This window comes from Sphingopyxis sp. YF1 (genome assembly GCF_022701295.1).
GTDB lineage: Bacteria > Pseudomonadota > Alphaproteobacteria > Sphingomonadales > Sphingomonadaceae > Sphingopyxis.
The window spans coordinates 121,035-135,644 of the sequence record NZ_CP033204.1 but is presented as its reverse complement, the minus strand read 5'-3'; the positions used below and the strand labels follow the sequence as shown (position 1 = coordinate 135,644).

The 14,610-nt window shown below is 68.2% G+C and carries 14 protein-coding genes; 8 read left to right on the top strand and 6 right to left on the bottom strand.

Annotated elements, in window-relative coordinates; genetic code table 11:
- Position 1 precedes the first annotated feature (1 nt).
- From EAO27_RS00720 to EAO27_RS00695, 6 genes are all read left to right on the top strand, one after another.
- Complete coding sequence (locus tag EAO27_RS00720) at positions 2–1,195, top strand: dipeptidase (RefSeq protein WP_242776043.1); 1,194 nt, start codon at positions 2–4, stop codon at positions 1,193–1,195.
- Positions 1,192–2,121, top strand: coding sequence for a bifunctional riboflavin kinase/FAD synthetase (locus tag EAO27_RS00715; protein WP_242776040.1), 930 nt, complete (start codon positions 1,192–1,194; stop codon positions 2,119–2,121). Before EAO27_RS00720 ends, EAO27_RS00715 begins: the two co-directional genes overlap by 4 nt.
- A gap of 50 nt (positions 2,122–2,171) precedes the next feature.
- On the top strand, positions 2,172–3,221 hold the full coding sequence (locus tag EAO27_RS00710) for a glycerophosphodiester phosphodiesterase family protein (RefSeq protein WP_242776037.1): 1,050 nt from the start codon (positions 2,172–2,174) through the stop codon (positions 3,219–3,221).
- 148 nt (positions 3,222–3,369) lie between these two features.
- Positions 3,370–6,378 carry an isoleucine--tRNA ligase gene (locus EAO27_RS00705; protein ID WP_242776034.1) on the top strand — a complete coding sequence of 1,003 codons (3,009 nt, stop codon included), beginning with the start codon at positions 3,370–3,372 and terminating at the stop codon, positions 6,376–6,378.
- The gene (gene lspA, locus EAO27_RS00700) at positions 6,375–6,896 is read left to right on the top strand and encodes a signal peptidase II (protein ID WP_242776030.1); all 522 of its coding nucleotides are present in this window, start codon (positions 6,375–6,377) and stop codon (positions 6,894–6,896) included. Before EAO27_RS00705 ends, lspA begins: the two co-directional genes overlap by 4 nt.
- 24 nt (positions 6,897–6,920) lie before the next feature.
- Positions 6,921–7,340: a DUF3035 domain-containing protein gene (locus tag EAO27_RS00695; protein ID WP_242776027.1), complete on the top strand. Its 420-nt coding sequence runs from the start codon at positions 6,921–6,923 to the stop codon at positions 7,338–7,340.
- 59 nt (positions 7,341–7,399) lie between these two features.
- On the opposite strand, the gene EAO27_RS00690 is transcribed toward EAO27_RS00695, so the two are convergent.
- The 5 genes from EAO27_RS00690 to EAO27_RS00670 all read right to left on the bottom strand — a co-directional run bounded on the left by EAO27_RS00690 (position 7,400) and on the right by EAO27_RS00670 (position 12,048).
- Positions 7,400–8,068: a hypothetical protein gene (locus EAO27_RS00690; protein ID WP_242776024.1), complete on the bottom strand. Its 669-nt coding sequence runs from the start codon at positions 8,066–8,068 to the stop codon at positions 7,400–7,402.
- Positions 8,069–8,100: 32 nt separating this feature from the next.
- Entirely contained in the window at positions 8,101–10,029 is a 1,929-nt protein-coding gene (gene dxs, locus EAO27_RS00685; RefSeq protein WP_242776022.1) for a 1-deoxy-D-xylulose-5-phosphate synthase, read from the bottom strand.
- Positions 10,030–10,091: 62 nt separating this feature from the next.
- Entirely contained in the window at positions 10,092–10,655 is a 564-nt protein-coding gene (locus EAO27_RS00680; protein WP_242776019.1) for a hypothetical protein, read from the bottom strand.
- The gene (locus EAO27_RS00675; protein ID WP_242776016.1) at positions 10,642–10,899 is read right to left on the bottom strand and encodes a hypothetical protein; all 258 of its coding nucleotides are present in this window, start codon (positions 10,897–10,899) and stop codon (positions 10,642–10,644) included. The genes EAO27_RS00680 and EAO27_RS00675 overlap by 14 nt, the downstream gene beginning before the upstream one ends.
- A gap of 84 nt (positions 10,900–10,983) precedes the next feature.
- A complete protein-coding gene (locus tag EAO27_RS00670) occupies positions 10,984–12,048 on the bottom strand; it encodes a hypothetical protein (protein WP_242776014.1) in 1,065 nt (354 codons plus the stop codon).
- Between the two features lie 195 nt (positions 12,049–12,243).
- Between EAO27_RS00670 and EAO27_RS00665 the strand changes: the two genes are divergently transcribed.
- Together EAO27_RS00665 and EAO27_RS00660 are read left to right on the top strand one after the other, a co-directional pair.
- Entirely contained in the window at positions 12,244–13,245 is a 1,002-nt protein-coding gene (locus EAO27_RS00665) for a MipA/OmpV family protein (RefSeq protein ID WP_242776011.1), read from the top strand.
- A gap of 69 nt (positions 13,246–13,314) precedes the next feature.
- Positions 13,315–13,710 carry a DUF3592 domain-containing protein gene (locus tag EAO27_RS00660; protein ID WP_242776008.1) on the top strand — a complete coding sequence of 132 codons (396 nt, stop codon included), beginning with the start codon at positions 13,315–13,317 and terminating at the stop codon, positions 13,708–13,710.
- Positions 13,711–13,714: 4 nt separating this feature from the next.
- Here EAO27_RS00660 and EAO27_RS00655 read toward each other — a convergent pair whose 3' ends face one another.
- On the bottom strand, positions 13,715–14,602 hold the full coding sequence (locus EAO27_RS00655; protein WP_242776006.1) for a LysR family transcriptional regulator: 888 nt from the start codon (positions 14,600–14,602) through the stop codon (positions 13,715–13,717).
- Positions 14,603–14,610: the final 8 nt, after the last annotated feature.

Sequence of the window (14,610 nt, the reverse complement as noted above, 5' to 3'; positions counted from 1 at the left end):
GATGCGCCGCTGGATTCTGAGCCTGCTTGTCGTGATCGCGCTGGGCGCGGCGGCCTTTTTCACCCTCGCCCCCGGAATGATCGAACGCGGGCTCAACCAGATCGACGGCAAGCCGCTGCCCGCGGTGAGCGCGCGGGCGAAAGCGCTCCACGATACGCTGACCATCGTCGACCTGCACAGCGACAGCCTGCTGTGGAGCCGCGATTTCCTGAAGCGCGCCGACCGCGGCCACATGGACCTGCCGCGGCTCGAACAGGGCCATGTCGCACTGCAGGTGCTCGCGAGCACGACCAAGTCGCCCAAGGGCCAGAATTACGACGCGAACAGCGGCGACAGCGACAATATCACCGGGCTTGTCATCGCGCAGCTCCAGCCGATGCGGACGTGGAATTCGCTGCTCGAACGTTCGCTGTGGCACGCGGCCAAGCTCGACCGCGCTGCGGCGGGGTCGGACGGCAAGCTGCGCGGCGTCCGGGCGCCCGAGGATATCCCCGCGCTTCTCGCGGCGCGGCGCGGCAAGCCGCTCACCACCGGCGCGATGCTCAGCATCGAGGGGCTGCACAATCTCGAAGGCGACATCGCCAACCTCGACAAGCTCTACGCCGCGGGCTTCCGCATGGCGGGGCTCACCCATTTCTTCGACAATGACCTCGCGGGATCGATGCACGGGCTGAAAAAGGGCGGGCTCACCTCGCTCGGCCGGCAGGTCGTCGGTGCGATGGAGGCGAAGGGCATGATCGTCGACATCGCGCATTGCAGCCAGGCGTGCGTCGCCGACATCCTGAAAATGGCGCGCCGCCCGGTGGTGTCGAGCCACGGCGGGGTGCAGGCGACGTGCAAGGTCAACCGCAACCTCTCCGACGAGCAGATTCGCGGGGTCGCCGCGACGGGCGGGCTGGTCGGCATCGGCTATTGGGATGCCGCCGTGTGCGACACCTCGCCCGCGAGCATCGCGAGCGCGATGAAGCATGTCCGCGATCTCGTCGGCATCGACCATGTCGCGCTCGGCAGCGACTATGACGGTGCCACCACCGTGCGTTTCGACACCTCGCAGCTCGTGCAGGTCACGCAGGCGCTGATCGATGCGGGCTTCACCGACGACGAGATCCGCGCCGCGATGGGCGGCAACGCGATCCGCGTGCTCGGCGCGGGGATCGTCCCGCTGACCCCGCCGCCCTCGATTTCGGCGCCATGATCCGCCTCGACGGCCACCAGCGCATCGAGGGCGATCTGCGCGGCGGGGTGATCGCGCTCGGCAATTTCGACGGCTTCCACGCCGGGCATCAGGCGGTCGTCGGCCGCGCCGTGCGCCATGCACGCGACGAGGGCCGCCCCGCGATCGTCGCGACCTTCGATCCGCACCCGGTGCGCTTCTTCAAACCCGACGCCGCGCCCTTCCGCCTCACCACGCTCGACCAGCGGCAGGAATTGTTCGCCGCGGCGGGCGCCGACGCGATGCTCGTGCTGCCCTTCGACGCCGCGCTCGCGGGAACGCGCGCCGAGGATTTCATCACCGACCTGCTGCTCGGCCGCTTCGGCGCCGCGGGCGTCGTCACCGGCGCCGACTTCACCTTCGGCAAGGGCCGCGGCGGCGACGTCGTGACGCTCGCCGACCACGCCCGCCGCCTCGGCTTCTTCACCGAAATGGTGTCGCCGGTCGACGACGCCGACGAAACCATCTCGTCGAGCCGCATCCGCGACGCGCTTCAGGCGGGCGACTGCGCCACCGCGACGCGGCTGCTCACGCGCCCCTTCACGGTGCGCGGGATCGTCCAGCACGGCGACAAGAACGGCCGCCTGCTCGGTTTCCCGACCGCGAACATCGACATGGGCAATTATCTGCGCCCGCGCTACGGCATCTATGCCGTCACCGGGCGCCTGCCCGACGGCCGCATCCTGAAAGGCGCGGCGAATCTCGGCATCCGCCCGAGCTTCGACCCGCCCAAGGAATTGCTCGAACCGCATTTCTTCGACTTCGCGGGCGATCTCTACGGGCAGGAGATCGACGTCGCCTTCCACGCCTTCATCCGGCCGGAGGCGAAGTTCGACGACATGGACGCACTGATGGCGCAGATCGCGGCGGACTGCGACGCGGCGAAGGAACTGCTCGCCGACCTGTAACATCATCGTCGCCCCGGCCTCGATCCGGGGGATCGACCCGGGGGGGATATATGAACGACGCGAACGACGACTGGGCCGAAGCGCTCGAAGGGCCGAAGAAAAAGCCGATGAAACGGCGCACCGCGGTCTTCCTCTGGCTCTTCGCCGGCTTCGTCGCCTGGGCGGTGCTCAGCAACGCGAGCTGGCTCGCGCCCGACCCGGTCGGCAAGCCCAAACTGATCGCGCACCGCGGCGTCTATCACCTCTACGACAAGCGCGCCGCGACCGGCCGCGATACCTGCACCGCGCAGCACATCCGTCCTCCCGCGCACGAGGTGTTCGAAAATACGCCGCAATCGATGCGCCTCGCGGTCGGCTATGGCGCAGCGATGGTCGAGGTCGACGTCGCGCCGACGAAGGACGGGCGCATGGTGCTGTTCCACGACTGGACGGTCGATTGCCGCACCGACGGCAAGGGCGACACGCGCGACCTGACGCTGGCCGAGCTGCAGGCGCTCGACATCGGGCATGGCTATACCGCCGACGGCGGCAAGACCTTTCCGCTGCGCGGCAAGGGCGTCGGGCAGATGCCGACCGTCGAGGACGGCCTCGCCGCGCTCCCCGTCCACCCGATCCTCTTCAACTTCAAGTCGAAGGACGCGCGCGAGGCCGACCAGCTGTTCGCGATCCTGAAAGCATCGGGCCGCGACAGCGCGAAGCTCGGCGACGCCTTTTACGGTGCCGAGGCCCCGGTGCAGCGCATGCGCGAGCTGCTCCCCTCGAACTGGGCGTTCGACCTCAAGACCGAGGGCAAGGCCTGCTCGAAGGACTATGTCGCCTGGGGCTGGACCGGCATCGTGCCCGAAAGCTGCCGGAACGGGGTGATCGCGATCCCCGTCAACTATCAATGGGCCTTCTGGGGCTGGCCCGACCGGCTGATCGCGCGGATGGAGAGCGTCGGCGCGAAGGTCATCGTTTTCGGCCCCTATGAAAAGGGCAAGTCGAACGAGGGGCTGACCACGCCGCAACAGCTCGCGAAGGTCCCCGCGAGCTTCAACGGCTATGTGTGGGTCGAGGACATCCGCGAAATCGGCCCGGCACTGCGCCCGCGGCAGAAATAACGCCTCGAACGCCGTTCGTGTCGAGCGAAGTCGAGACACTCCCGAAGGCGTGCGCTTACGTTGGGCATCTCGACTTCGCTCGATGCGATCGGGAATAGCTGATGACGGCTGTTTGCGCCCGCCCGAATCTGCGCTAAGCGCGCGGGCCATGACCGAAACCACGCCCACCGCCGAACAGCGCGATTATCGCGACACCGTCTTCCTGCCCAAGACCGACTTTCCGATGAAGGCCGGCCTGCCGCAGAAGGAGCCGCTGATTCTGGCGAAATGGATCGCGGGCAATCTGGAAGGGCAGATCCGCGAAGCGCGCCGCGGCCGCGACCAGTTCATCCTCCACGACGGCCCGCCCTACGCCAATGGCGACATGCACATCGGCCATGCCCTCAACCACATCCTGAAGGACATGGTCGTCCGCACCCAGACGCTGAAGGGCAAGGATTCGCCCTATGTCCCCGGCTGGGACTGCCACGGCCTGCCGATCGAGTGGAAGGTCGAGGAGCAGTATCGCAAGAAAAAGCTGAACAAGGACGAGGTTCCGGTCGAGGAATTCCGCGCCGAATGCCGCGCCTATGCGCAGCATTGGGTCGACACCCAGCGCGAACAGCTGAAGCGCCTCGGCATCGGCGGCGACTGGGACCATCCGTACCTCACGATGGATTATGAGGCCGAAGCCACCATCGTCCGCGAACTGCTCAAATTCGCCGCCAACGACATGCTCTATCGCGGCGCCAAGCCGGTGATGTGGTCGCCGGTCGAAAAGACCGCGCTCGCCGAGGCCGAGATCGAATATGAGGATATCGTCTCGACCCAGATCGACGTGGCTTTTCAGATCGTGGAAAGCCCCATCGCCGACCTCGAAGGCGCCAATGCGGTAATCTGGACGACAACCCCGTGGACGATCCCGGTCAACCAGGCCTTGGCCTATGGGCCGGACATCGAATATGTTCTGGCAAGCCCCCTCCTCACGGGCGGCGACGAGGCCGCTTGGAACGTCATTCACGCACACCCGCTGTATAATGGCTGGTTTGACAGGCCGGTACTGATCGCCGCCGATCTGGTGGAAGCCTTCAAGGCCCGTGTGAACGCTTCACTCAAGACCATCGATTTGAGCGACGTGGGCTCCCCGCGTGTTGATTTCGATCTGGATTTTGGCCCGGAAGACCGCTTCAAAGGCTCCGACCTAGCCGGCACCATCGCCCGCCACCCGATGCACGCGCTCGGCGGCTTCTTCGCGCGCCCCCGCCCCTTCCTCGCGGGCGATTTCGTCACCACCGACAGCGGCACCGGCCTTGTCCATATGTCGCCCGACCATGGCGAGGACGACTTCGACCTCTGCAAGGCGAACGGGCTCGACCCCGTGTTCGCGGTCGAGGGCGACGGCAAATATCGCGAGGACTGGGGCTGGCTCGGCGGCCAGGGATCGGTGATCAACCCCAAGTTCAACGCCCCCGACGGCCCGATCTGCTCGGACCTGCGCGAAGCGGGTGGCCTGCTCGCGGCCAGCGCCGATTACAAGCACAGCTATCCGCACAGCTGGCGCTCGAAAGCCAAGGTCATCTATCGCTGCACCCCGCAATGGTTCGTGCCGATGGACAAGGTAATGACCCATATCGAGCCCAAGTCGCGCGGCGAAAAGCGCTGGGAGTCCGAAGGCGGCGCGATCAACCCCGCCGAGGAAGCGCTGTGCGCCGCGCCGACGCTGCGGCAGGCGGCGATGCAGGCGATCGACGACACGCGCTTCGTCCCCGCCAAGGGCCGCAACCGCATCGGATCGATGGTCGAGGGCCGCCCCGACTGGGTGCTGAGCCGCCAGCGCGCGTGGGGTGTGCCGATCACGCTCTTCGTCGACCGCAAGACCGGCCATTATCTCAACGACCCGCTGGTCAACGACCGCATCGTCGCGGCGGTGAAGGAAGGCGGCGTCGACGCGTGGAGCGACGCGCGCGCGCAGGAATATCTGGGCGACGCCTATGACGCCGCGAATTACGAACGCATCACCGACATTCTCGACGTCTGGTTCGATTCGGGCTGCACCCACGCCTTCGTCCTCGAAAGCGGCCGCTGGCCCGCGCTCGTCCGCCACGACGGCTCGACGCACAGCGCCGACCTGTACCTCGAAGGCAGCGACCAGCATCGCGGCTGGTTCCAGTCGTCGCTGCTCGAAAGCTGCGGGACGCGCGGACAGGCGCCGTACAAGGCGGTGCTGACGCACGGCTTCACGATGGACGCCAAAGGCTTCAAGATGTCGAAGTCGCTCGGCAACACGATCAGCCCGATCGACCTGATGCGCGACTATGGCGCCGACATCCTCCGCCTGTGGGCGCTGTCGGTCGACTTCACCGAAGACCACCGCATCGGCAAGGAAATCCTCACCGGGGTCGCCGACCAGTATCGCAAGCTGCGCAACACCTTCCGCTATTTGCTCGGCGCGCTCGACGGGTTCGGCGAGGAGGAGCGCGTCACCGACGTCGCGGCGATGCCCGAGCTCGAACGCTATATGCTCTCGCTCCTCGCCGACCTCGACGCGAAGCTGGCGCAGGCGGTCGATGATTTCGACTATAACGCCTACACGCGCCTGCTCGCCGATTTCTGCAACGAGGATCTGTCGGCCTTCTATTTCGACATCCGCAAGGACGTCCTCTACTGCGACCTCGGCCCCGCCGCGCCGCTCGGCACCGACACCCGCCGCGCGTACAGGAGCGTGCTCGACATATTGTTCCACGCGCTGGTGCGCTACGCCGCGCCGGTGCTGGTGTTCACGGCCGAGGAAGTCTGGGGCACGCGTTATCCCGATGCGGGCAGCGTGCATCTGCTCGAATGGCCGACGGTCGAGGCGCGCTGGAACGACAGCGCGCTCGCCGCGAAATGGGCCGGCGTCCGTACCCAGCGCGAAGCCGTGACCGAGGCGATCGAGCCCTATCGCCGCGAAAAGACGATTCGTTCGAGTCTGGAGGCCGAGGTCACAATCCCCGATCCGGCCCTCGACCCGGCGGCGCTCGAAGAGGTGTTCATCGTGTCGGTCGCCCGCGCGGGCGATGCGCTCACCGTCACCCGCACCGAAAACCACAAATGCGGCCGCTGCTGGCGCCACCTGCCCGAGGTCGAGGCCGACGGCACCTTGTGCAATCGCTGCGACACGGTATTGACCGCCGCATGATAGCCAAGCGCTCCCCGCACCTGCGGTTCGGCCTGATCTTTGCCGCGATCGCCTTTCTGCTCGACCAGGTGTCGAAGTGGGTGATCATCACCCCGCTGTCGCTCGAGGCGAAGCGCGTCGTCACCATCCTGCCCTTTTTCGACCTGCGCTGGGCTGAAAATTGCGGCATTTCGCTGTCGATGTTCGCGAATTGCACCGACACGACGCGCTGGACGCTCGTCGCCGTCACCGGGCTGGTCGCGGGCGCGGTCGCGATCTGGATGACGCGCGAACAGGCGAAGGGCGACGTGATCGCGCTCGCGATGATCCTCGGCGGCGCGCTCGGCAATATCGTCGATCGCACCCGCTACGGCTATGTCGTCGATTTCGCCGACCTGCACATCGGCGAATTCCGCCCCTTCATGATCTTCAACGTCGCCGACGCGTGCATCACCATCGGCGTGCTTTTGCTGGTTGCGCGCGCGCTGCTCTTGGGCGAAAAGACGCCCGAGGCTGGCGACACGCCGGCCGCCGATTAACGGGGCGCATCAGGAGTTTTATACGTGAACCGGACCACCGCCATCCTCGCTGCCGCCCTGGCCGCATCGACGCTTTCGGCCTGCGGGTCGAACAATCTGTTCAGCCGCGACCGCCCCGACGAGATGCGCGTGTCGCGTCAGGCGCCGCTGATCGTGCCTCCCGACTTTTCGCTGACCCCGCCCGCCCCGGGCGCCGCGCGTCCCGGCGGTGAAACCACTGCCGAACAGACGCTGCGCGCGCTGTTCGGCGGCGCCGCGCCGCGCAGCCCGACCGAGGCCGCGGTGATCGGCAGCGCCGACGGCAACCGCGCCGACCCCGGCATCCGCAGCCAGGTCGGCAGCCCCGACACGCAGGTCGTCGACAAGGGCCTCGTCACCCGCGACATCCTCGTCGCCCCCGAAGGCGACGGCCGCGACGCGCAGGCGGCGGTCCCGGGCGCGTAAGGCGCCGGCGAAATCGATTGGAAAGGGCCCGGCATCGCCCGGGCCTTTTTCATTCGGGTTCAGGCGAACGCCAGCGAAACGAGCGAAAAGGCGACCACCCCCTCGACCATCGCGCGCGAGGCGTGAAGCGCGGCGCGCCGGTAGCGCACGCGCAGATGCTGCGCGAACCACAAGATCTGCAAGGTCCCGAACCACAGCAGCGCGAAGACAAGCAACATGAGGCCCGCGAGCTTCCATTCGAACGCCTCCAGCCGCATCAGGATCGACGACAGCCCGACCATCAGCGCAAAGGGCGCAGTGGCATAGCATTGGCTGTAAAAGGGTGGCTTCAGCGGCACGCGGTCGAGCTTCACATGCCGCGCGCGCACCAGCCGCGCCGCCATCACCAGCGGAAAGATGCTGAAGAAGGCGACGCGCAGCAGGATGAAGGTCGAATCGTCGTCGACCAGCCCGCCGAGCCCGGTCTTGTCGAGCACCACCGCGCTCTGGCCGACGAGCGACAGTTCGAGCGCGTGGCTGAGCACGAGCGTCAGCAGCAGGAACAAGGGTGGCGACAGCGTGTCGCTATATTGCCGCTCGGCCGGATCGCCGAGTTCGGCGTCCGAATAATCCATCATCCTGAGCGGATGACGCAGCGTGCGCCAAAGCGTGACCGGGTAGAAGACCAGCCACGACATGACCTCGTAGAGAAGCTCGTCGAGCTGCTGGATCAGCTTCAGGAAGTCCATGCCGCGCCCCCTGCCCCGGCCGGGCGTTCAGACTAGGCCCGCGCGCCGGCCTCCTCGACCCCCGCGCTGTTGTGGCGCAGCGCCTTCAGCACGCAATCGACGATCTGCGGCGCGTTGAGTCCCGCCTCGTCATATTGTTTGTCGGGCGAATCCTGATCCTGGAACGCGTCGGGCAGGCGCATCGTGCGGAGCTTCAGCCCCGCGTCGATCAGCCCCTCGTCGCTCGCCAGCGTCAGCACATGCGCGCCGAGGCCGCCGACGCTATTCTCCTCGATCGTCACGCACACCTCGTGGTTCGCGAGCGTCTTGCGGATCAGCTCCTCGTCGAGCGGTTTGGCGAAGCGCAGGTCGATCACGCTGGTGGAAAGCCCGCGCGCTTCCAAGGTGTCGGCGGCTTTCAGCGCCTCGGCGAGCCGCGTGCCGAGCGACAGGATCGCGACGGTCTTGCCGCTGCGCACGACGCGCCCCTTGCCGATTTCGAGCTTTTGCGGAACCTCGGGCAGCGGCACCCCGGTGCCGTTGCCGCGCGGGTAGCGGAAGGCGATCGGGCCGGCGTCATATTCGGCGGCGGTGTAGGTCATGTGGACCAGCTCGGCCTCGTCGGCGGCCGCCATCACCACCATGTTCGGCAAGGTCGCGAGATAGGTGACGTCGAACGATCCGGCGTGGGTCGATCCGTCGGCGCCGACGAGCCCCGCGCGGTCGATCGCGAAGCGCACCGGGAGGTTCTGGATCGCGACGTCATGCACGACCTGGTCGTAGGCGCGCTGGAGGAAGGTCGAATAGATCGCCGCGAACGGGCGCATCCCCTGCGCCGCGAGCCCCGCGGCAAAGGTCACCGCATGCTGTTCGGCGATGCCGACGTCGAAGGTCCGGTCGGGGTGCGCCTTCGCGAACTTGTCGACCCCGGTCCCCGACGGCATCGCGGCGGTGATCGCGACGATGCGCTTGTCGGTGTCGGCGAGCTTCGCGAGCGTTTCGCCGAAGACATTCTGGTACGCGGGCGGTCCCGGCGGCGCCTTGGCCTGCACCCCGGTGATCACGTCGAATTTCTGGACGCCGTGATATTTGTCGGCGGCCGCCTCGGCGGGGGCATAGCCCTTGCCCTTCTTGGTCACCGCATGGATCAGCACCGGGCCGTGGTCGCTGTCGCGGACATTTTCGAGCACCGGGATCAGATGCTCGAGATTATGCCCGTCGATCGGCCCGACATAATAGAAACCGAGTTCCTCGAAGAGCGTCCCGCCCATCGCCATGCCGCGCGCGAACTCGTCGGTCTTCTTCGCTGCCTTGTGCAGCGGTTCGGGAAGCCGCCGGGCAAAGCGCCGCGCGATCTCGCGCAGCTCGACGAAGGGCCGCGACGACACCAGTTTCGCGAGATAGGCCGAGAGACCTCCAACGGGGGGAGCAATCGACATGTCGTTGTCGTTGAGGATGACGATCAGCCGGTTGCCCGCCGCGGCGGCGTTGTTCATCGCCTCATAGGCCATGCCCGCCGACATCGATCCGTCGCCGATCACCGCGATCGCGCGGCCGGGTTCGCCCTTGATCTTGTTGGCGATCGCAAAGCCCAGCGCGGCGCTGATCGAGGTCGAGCTGTGCGCGGCGCCGAACGGATCATATTCGCTCTCGCTGCGCTTGGTGAAGCCCGACAGCCCGCCGCCGGTGCGCAGGGTGCGGATGCGGTCGCGGCGCCCGGTGATGATCTTGTGCGGATAGCATTGGTGCCCGACGTCCCACACGATCTTGTCGCGCGGGGTGTCGAACACATAGTGGAGCGCCACGGTCAGTTCGACCACGCCCAGCCCCGACCCGAGGTGCCCGCCGGTGGTGCCGACGGCGCTGATCATCTCGGCGCGCAGTTCGTCGGCGAACGGACGGAGGTCTTCGGGCTTCAGCTTGCGGAGGTCGGCGGGGACATCCACCGTGTCGAGCAGCGGTGTTGACGGGCGGTCGGTCATGCCCCCGGTCATAAAGATAAGCGCCGAAACTGTCGAACGAAAAGGGGCAAGCGCCCTCCCGGTCAGCGCGCGCCCGCGGCCTCGCGGATATCGCCGGTCAGCCGCCAGCAATCGATGGTGCGCTCGAATTCCAGCCGCCCGCCGGGCCCGGTCTTTTCGATCAGCGTCCCCGGCCCGTCGCCCTCGCCGGGCTCGAAACGCCCCGGCACCCAGTCGACGCGCGCGCCGTCGTCGGCGAGCGTGCCGAAATCGACCGCGACATAGTCGAGCCGCGCCGGGTCGCCCTCGACGTCGAAGCGGCGCGCCGAGGCGCCGGTGACATAGCTGTAGTCGATCATCACGATCGGAAAATCGTCGCGCGCCAGATAGAGATCGGCGGCTTCCTCGCGCGCGCTGTCCGCGGCGCCCGTGACGACCATCAGCGCGGTATAGCGCGCGCGCACCGCCGCACTATTGGCATAGGGCCACAGAAAGGCGGGAAAGTCGCCGCTCGCGCATGCGTTTTCGGCCTCGGTCAGGAAGAAACGGTCGCTCTCGCTCACGGCATCGTCGGCCGCCGCGACGCCGGGCACCGCCGCGCCGAGCGCCGCCGCCACGATCAGAACCAGCCGTTTATCGATCCGCATCGTCATCCCCGTTCTTCTCCGTATCACCCGGCGCCGCACGCGCCGCGGTTTCGACCTGCGCATAGAGGCCGCGCACCATCAGGTCGGTGAACACCAGCATCACCCCGATCATCCCGACGAGCAGCGCGACCGCCGCGACCGGAAAGGGGCCGATGCTCGCGACCAGCCCGCGCCGCATCGCCACCGCGAGCAGCAGCGCGGCCGCCATCAGCGCATAGCCGACCCATCGTCCCGCGCGGGTCATTCGCCGCCCTCTTCTTGTCTGCGCCGGTGCCGCTGCATGCGTCCTCCTTCTCGGCGCCGCGCATAGCGCGCCGCGCGCGCCGAGTCAGCCGCCATCGACACCCCAGGGATTGTCGCGCCATTTCGGGCGGAAACTGCCGTCCTGCGGCAGCAACCCGGCCCTGTCCCGACGACGGCAATCGGGGCTCGGCCCGACGCACTGGCCGCCGGCCATCGGGTAATAACCATTGTGGCTGCCGCCATCGACCGGCATCGCGACCCCTTCGGGGATGATGAAATTGCGCGCACGCGCGCCGTTCATGCCCTCTGGAACGGTAAAGCCGCGCAGCACCACATAGGTGTCGCCGGTGCGCAGATAGTCGGAGACGAAGGGGGCGAGCCGCGACGAGCGCAGCTGCGCGCTCGCCTTTGCGTTCCACGCGGCGATATCGGCGCCGGTCGCGAGGCGGATCGCGCCGCCCGCCACCAGCGCGTTCACCGCCTCGATCCCCGGGCGGCGATCGGGCCGGTCCGCGGTCCGCCGCGCCTCGTCGGGATCGACCGGGCGCGGATCGTCGAGCGCCAGCCGCGCCGTGCTGTACGCGCCCGCGAAATGCGCGATCGGCAGGCCCACGGCGTCGGTCACCTGCGCGTCGAGCGCTTCGAGTTCGAGCCCGCCCTCGTGCACCGAAAGCGGCTCGCCGCAGGCGGCCGGTGCACCGTCCGGCGCCGCCTCGCGGTCGTCGGCGCGGCGGAGCGCGACATGGCGCACCGGCAGCGCTGCGGGCGCCCCCGCGAGCTCCGACCGATAATAGCCATAGACGATCACCCCGCGCAGGTCGTTCGCCGCGACCGCCGACACGTCCCAGATCACCGGCTCGTACGACGACAGTATCAGCACTTCGGGGCCGGAATCGTCGCGCGTTTCCACCTGTACGCGCATCGGGCGATGCTCGTCCGCGCGACGCTCGCGCTCGCCGGGTCCGGGTGCGCCTTCATAGACCCCGAACAGGCTCACCACCGTTTCGACCGGCAGCGATGTGTCGAGGCAGCGCGAGGTCACCGTCTTGCCCGACAGCGGCGGCGGCCCCGACGAACAGCCCGCGACCAGCGCGAGGAGCAGCGCCGTCCCGGCGCCGACAAACGGCCCTGCATCCCTGTTCCGCCGCATCTCGCGCTCCCTGTCCGGTCGCGGCCGGATTAGGGCCGGGAAACGAAAAAGCGGTTAAGCCGCACCGCAACCGAATGGCCGCTCGCGAATATCCATGAGGACGCGCCGCGCCGATGACAGGACCAAAGCTTTGCATCGGCCCGGCAATCCCTTACACCCCGTGCAAGAGGGGCAAGACCACAGGAACCGACGGATATGCCGATTCCCGCCCGTTTCACGCGCCGCGCCGCGCCGGCGCTGCTGCTGTTCGCCGCGGCACCCGCGCAGGCGGAGGACGCGCCGCTCGACTATGACCTGGCCGCGCTCGGCGCCGAGCTCGCCCCCGGCGTCCGCGGCCCGGCCCCGCGCCCTGCGACCGCGCACGCGCAGGACAGCCAGATCGACGAGAATATCCTGCTCCCCGCCGCGGGACCCGAGGGCGACGAGGATCATAAATGGGCGCGCGACTATGTCGCGATCGCGGGCGGGGTGCTCACCGCGCCGAGCTACAGCGGGTCGGACGAGCGCGTCGTGCTGCCCGCCTTCTACCTGCGCGGCCGCGTGTCGGGTTTCTCATTCTCGACGCGCGGCACCAATTTCCAGGTCGACCTGATCCGCCAGCGGCGCGGACAAAAGACCGACTTCAAGTTCGGCCCGGTCATCAGCCTGCGCAACAACCGCACCGGCCGGATCAAGGACCCGCAGGTCGAAGCGCTCGGCGAGCGCAAGATGGCGGTCGAGGTCGGCATCGCCACCGGCATCACCCACACCGGCGTCGTCACCAGCGGCTACGACCAGGTCGGTTTCCGCCTCGTCGGCCTCTACGACATCTCGGGCCGCCACCGCAGCTGGGCGCTCTCGCCGACGGTCGAATATGGCACCCCGCTGTCGAAGCGCGCCTATGTCGGCCTGTCGGCATCGATGAACATCTATGGCAAGGGGTTCGGCCGCTATTATTTCGACATCGACCCGGTCGGCGCCGCCGCGAGCGGCCTCCCCGTCTATTCGGACGCCGGGCGCAAGATCACCGCGGGCAAATATACGATCGGGGTCGCGGGGGCCTATGGCCTGTCGGGCGACCTCCGCAAGGGGTTCGTGCTGATCGCCGGCGCCCAGTACGGCCGCATGCTCGGCCGCTATGCCGATTCGCCGATCGTGGCGGAGGCGGGCGACGCCGACCAGTGGCTCGGCGGGGTCGGGATTGCCTACCAGTTCTGACGGGACCCCGCGGGTCCGGTCGTCGATTCGGGGGGACAAAACGTGGAGGAAGACCGGATATTGCACTTCGTGCCGTGGTTTTTCACGGGCATCGGGCTGCTCTTCGCCGCGATCGGGCTGGGCATGGCGAAAAGCGAAATGCGCGGCCGCCGCTGGCACGAGGTGGAAGGGCGCATCGTCGGCCACGACAGCCACTGGACCACCGACAGCGACGGCGACCGCACCTTGATGCACACCGCGACGATCGAATACCGGTTCGCGGGCGTGACGAAACAGATCCCCGACAGCCTGTCGACCAACCATCCGAGGCCCGTCGGCAGCGTGATGCGCGTCCGCTACAATCCCGACGATCCCGACGACGTCATGGTGTGGGCGCCGCTGCGCAACGGCCTTTTTATCGGCCTGTTCGCAGGACTCGGATCGCTTTTCGCCATCATCGGCGGCGTCTGGATCGCGCTGCGCTGACCCGTCAGCCCAGCCCCGCCAGCCGCAGCCGGAGCTTCATCGCGTCGATCAGCAGCCGCAAGGCGGGCAACCGCGCGCGCGACGGTTCGAACAGCAGGTGGACCGGCAGCGGGTCGGGCTGTTCGTCCGGCAGCAGCGCGATCAGCCGCCCGGCGTCGAGCGCGTCGAGCAGCTGGTAGCTCAGCAGGTTCGCGATCCCCAGCCCCGCCTCGGCCGCAGCGAGCGCGCCGTCGACGGTGTTGATCGTCAGCCGCGGCCGGGCCAGCCGCCAGCGCGCCGCCTTCAGCCGCCACTCGCCCGCCGCGCGCGGTCCCGTCGTCGCGATCAGCGCATGCTCCGCAAGGTCGGCGACCGTCCGCGGCGCGCCGTGCCGCGCGAGATAGGCGGGACTCGCGACGAGCATCTGGCGCACGCTGCCGACGCGCACCGCCTTGAGCGCCGAATCGGCGAGCGACCCGATCCGCAGCGCGGCGTCGATCCCCTCCTCGACGATGCGGACGTTGCGGTCGACCAGCATCAGCCGCACCGCGAGGTCGCGATGCTGGTCGAGCAGCGCGGCGACCACCGGCAGCAGGTGCAGCCGCCCGAACATCACCGGCGCGGTCAGATAGAGCTGGCCGCGCGGTTCGGCCTCGGCGCCGCGCGCCGCGCGCTCGGCCTCGGCAAGGTCGGCGAGGATGCGCCGCGCCTCGCCGAGGAAAGCCGCGCCCGCATCGGTGAGCGCGACCGCGCGCGTCGAGCGGTGGAACAGCCGCGTGCCGAGCCGCGCCTCGAGCGCCGCGATGCCGCGCGTCACCGCGGGCGGCGAACTGCCCAGCTTGCGCGCGGCCGCGGCGAAGCCACCTTCGCCCGCGACCGCGACGAACATTTCGAGCGTGACCAGCCGGTCCATCGACTATT

Bases quoted from the DNA above. Each gene is read 5' to 3' on its own strand.
- EAO27_RS00720 (WP_242776043.1), top strand. From the start codon at position 2: ATGCGCCGCTGGATTCTGAGCCTGCTTGTCGTGATCGCGCTGGGCGCG.
- EAO27_RS00715 (WP_242776040.1), top strand. From the start codon at position 1,192: ATGATCCGCCTCGACGGCCACCAGCGCATCGAGGGCGATCTGCGCGGC.
- EAO27_RS00710 (WP_242776037.1), top strand. From the start codon at position 2,172: ATGAACGACGCGAACGACGACTGGGCCGAAGCGCTCGAAGGGCCGAAG.
- EAO27_RS00705 (WP_242776034.1), top strand. From the start codon at position 3,370: ATGACCGAAACCACGCCCACCGCCGAACAGCGCGATTATCGCGACACC.
- lspA (WP_242776030.1), top strand. From the start codon at position 6,375: ATGATAGCCAAGCGCTCCCCGCACCTGCGGTTCGGCCTGATCTTTGCC.
- EAO27_RS00690 (WP_242776024.1), bottom strand. From the start codon at position 8,068: ATGGACTTCCTGAAGCTGATCCAGCAGCTCGACGAGCTTCTCTACGAG.
- dxs (WP_242776022.1), bottom strand. From the start codon at position 10,029: ATGACCGACCGCCCGTCAACACCGCTGCTCGACACGGTGGATGTCCCC.
- EAO27_RS00680 (WP_242776019.1), bottom strand. From the start codon at position 10,655: ATGCGGATCGATAAACGGCTGGTTCTGATCGTGGCGGCGGCGCTCGGC.
- EAO27_RS00675 (WP_242776016.1), bottom strand. From the start codon at position 10,899: ATGACCCGCGCGGGACGATGGGTCGGCTATGCGCTGATGGCGGCCGCG.
- EAO27_RS00670 (WP_242776014.1), bottom strand. From the start codon at position 12,048: ATGCGGCGGAACAGGGATGCAGGGCCGTTTGTCGGCGCCGGGACGGCG.
- EAO27_RS00665 (WP_242776011.1), top strand. From the start codon at position 12,244: ATGCCGATTCCCGCCCGTTTCACGCGCCGCGCCGCGCCGGCGCTGCTG.
- EAO27_RS00655 (WP_242776006.1), bottom strand. From the start codon at position 14,602: ATGGACCGGCTGGTCACGCTCGAAATGTTCGTCGCGGTCGCGGGCGAA.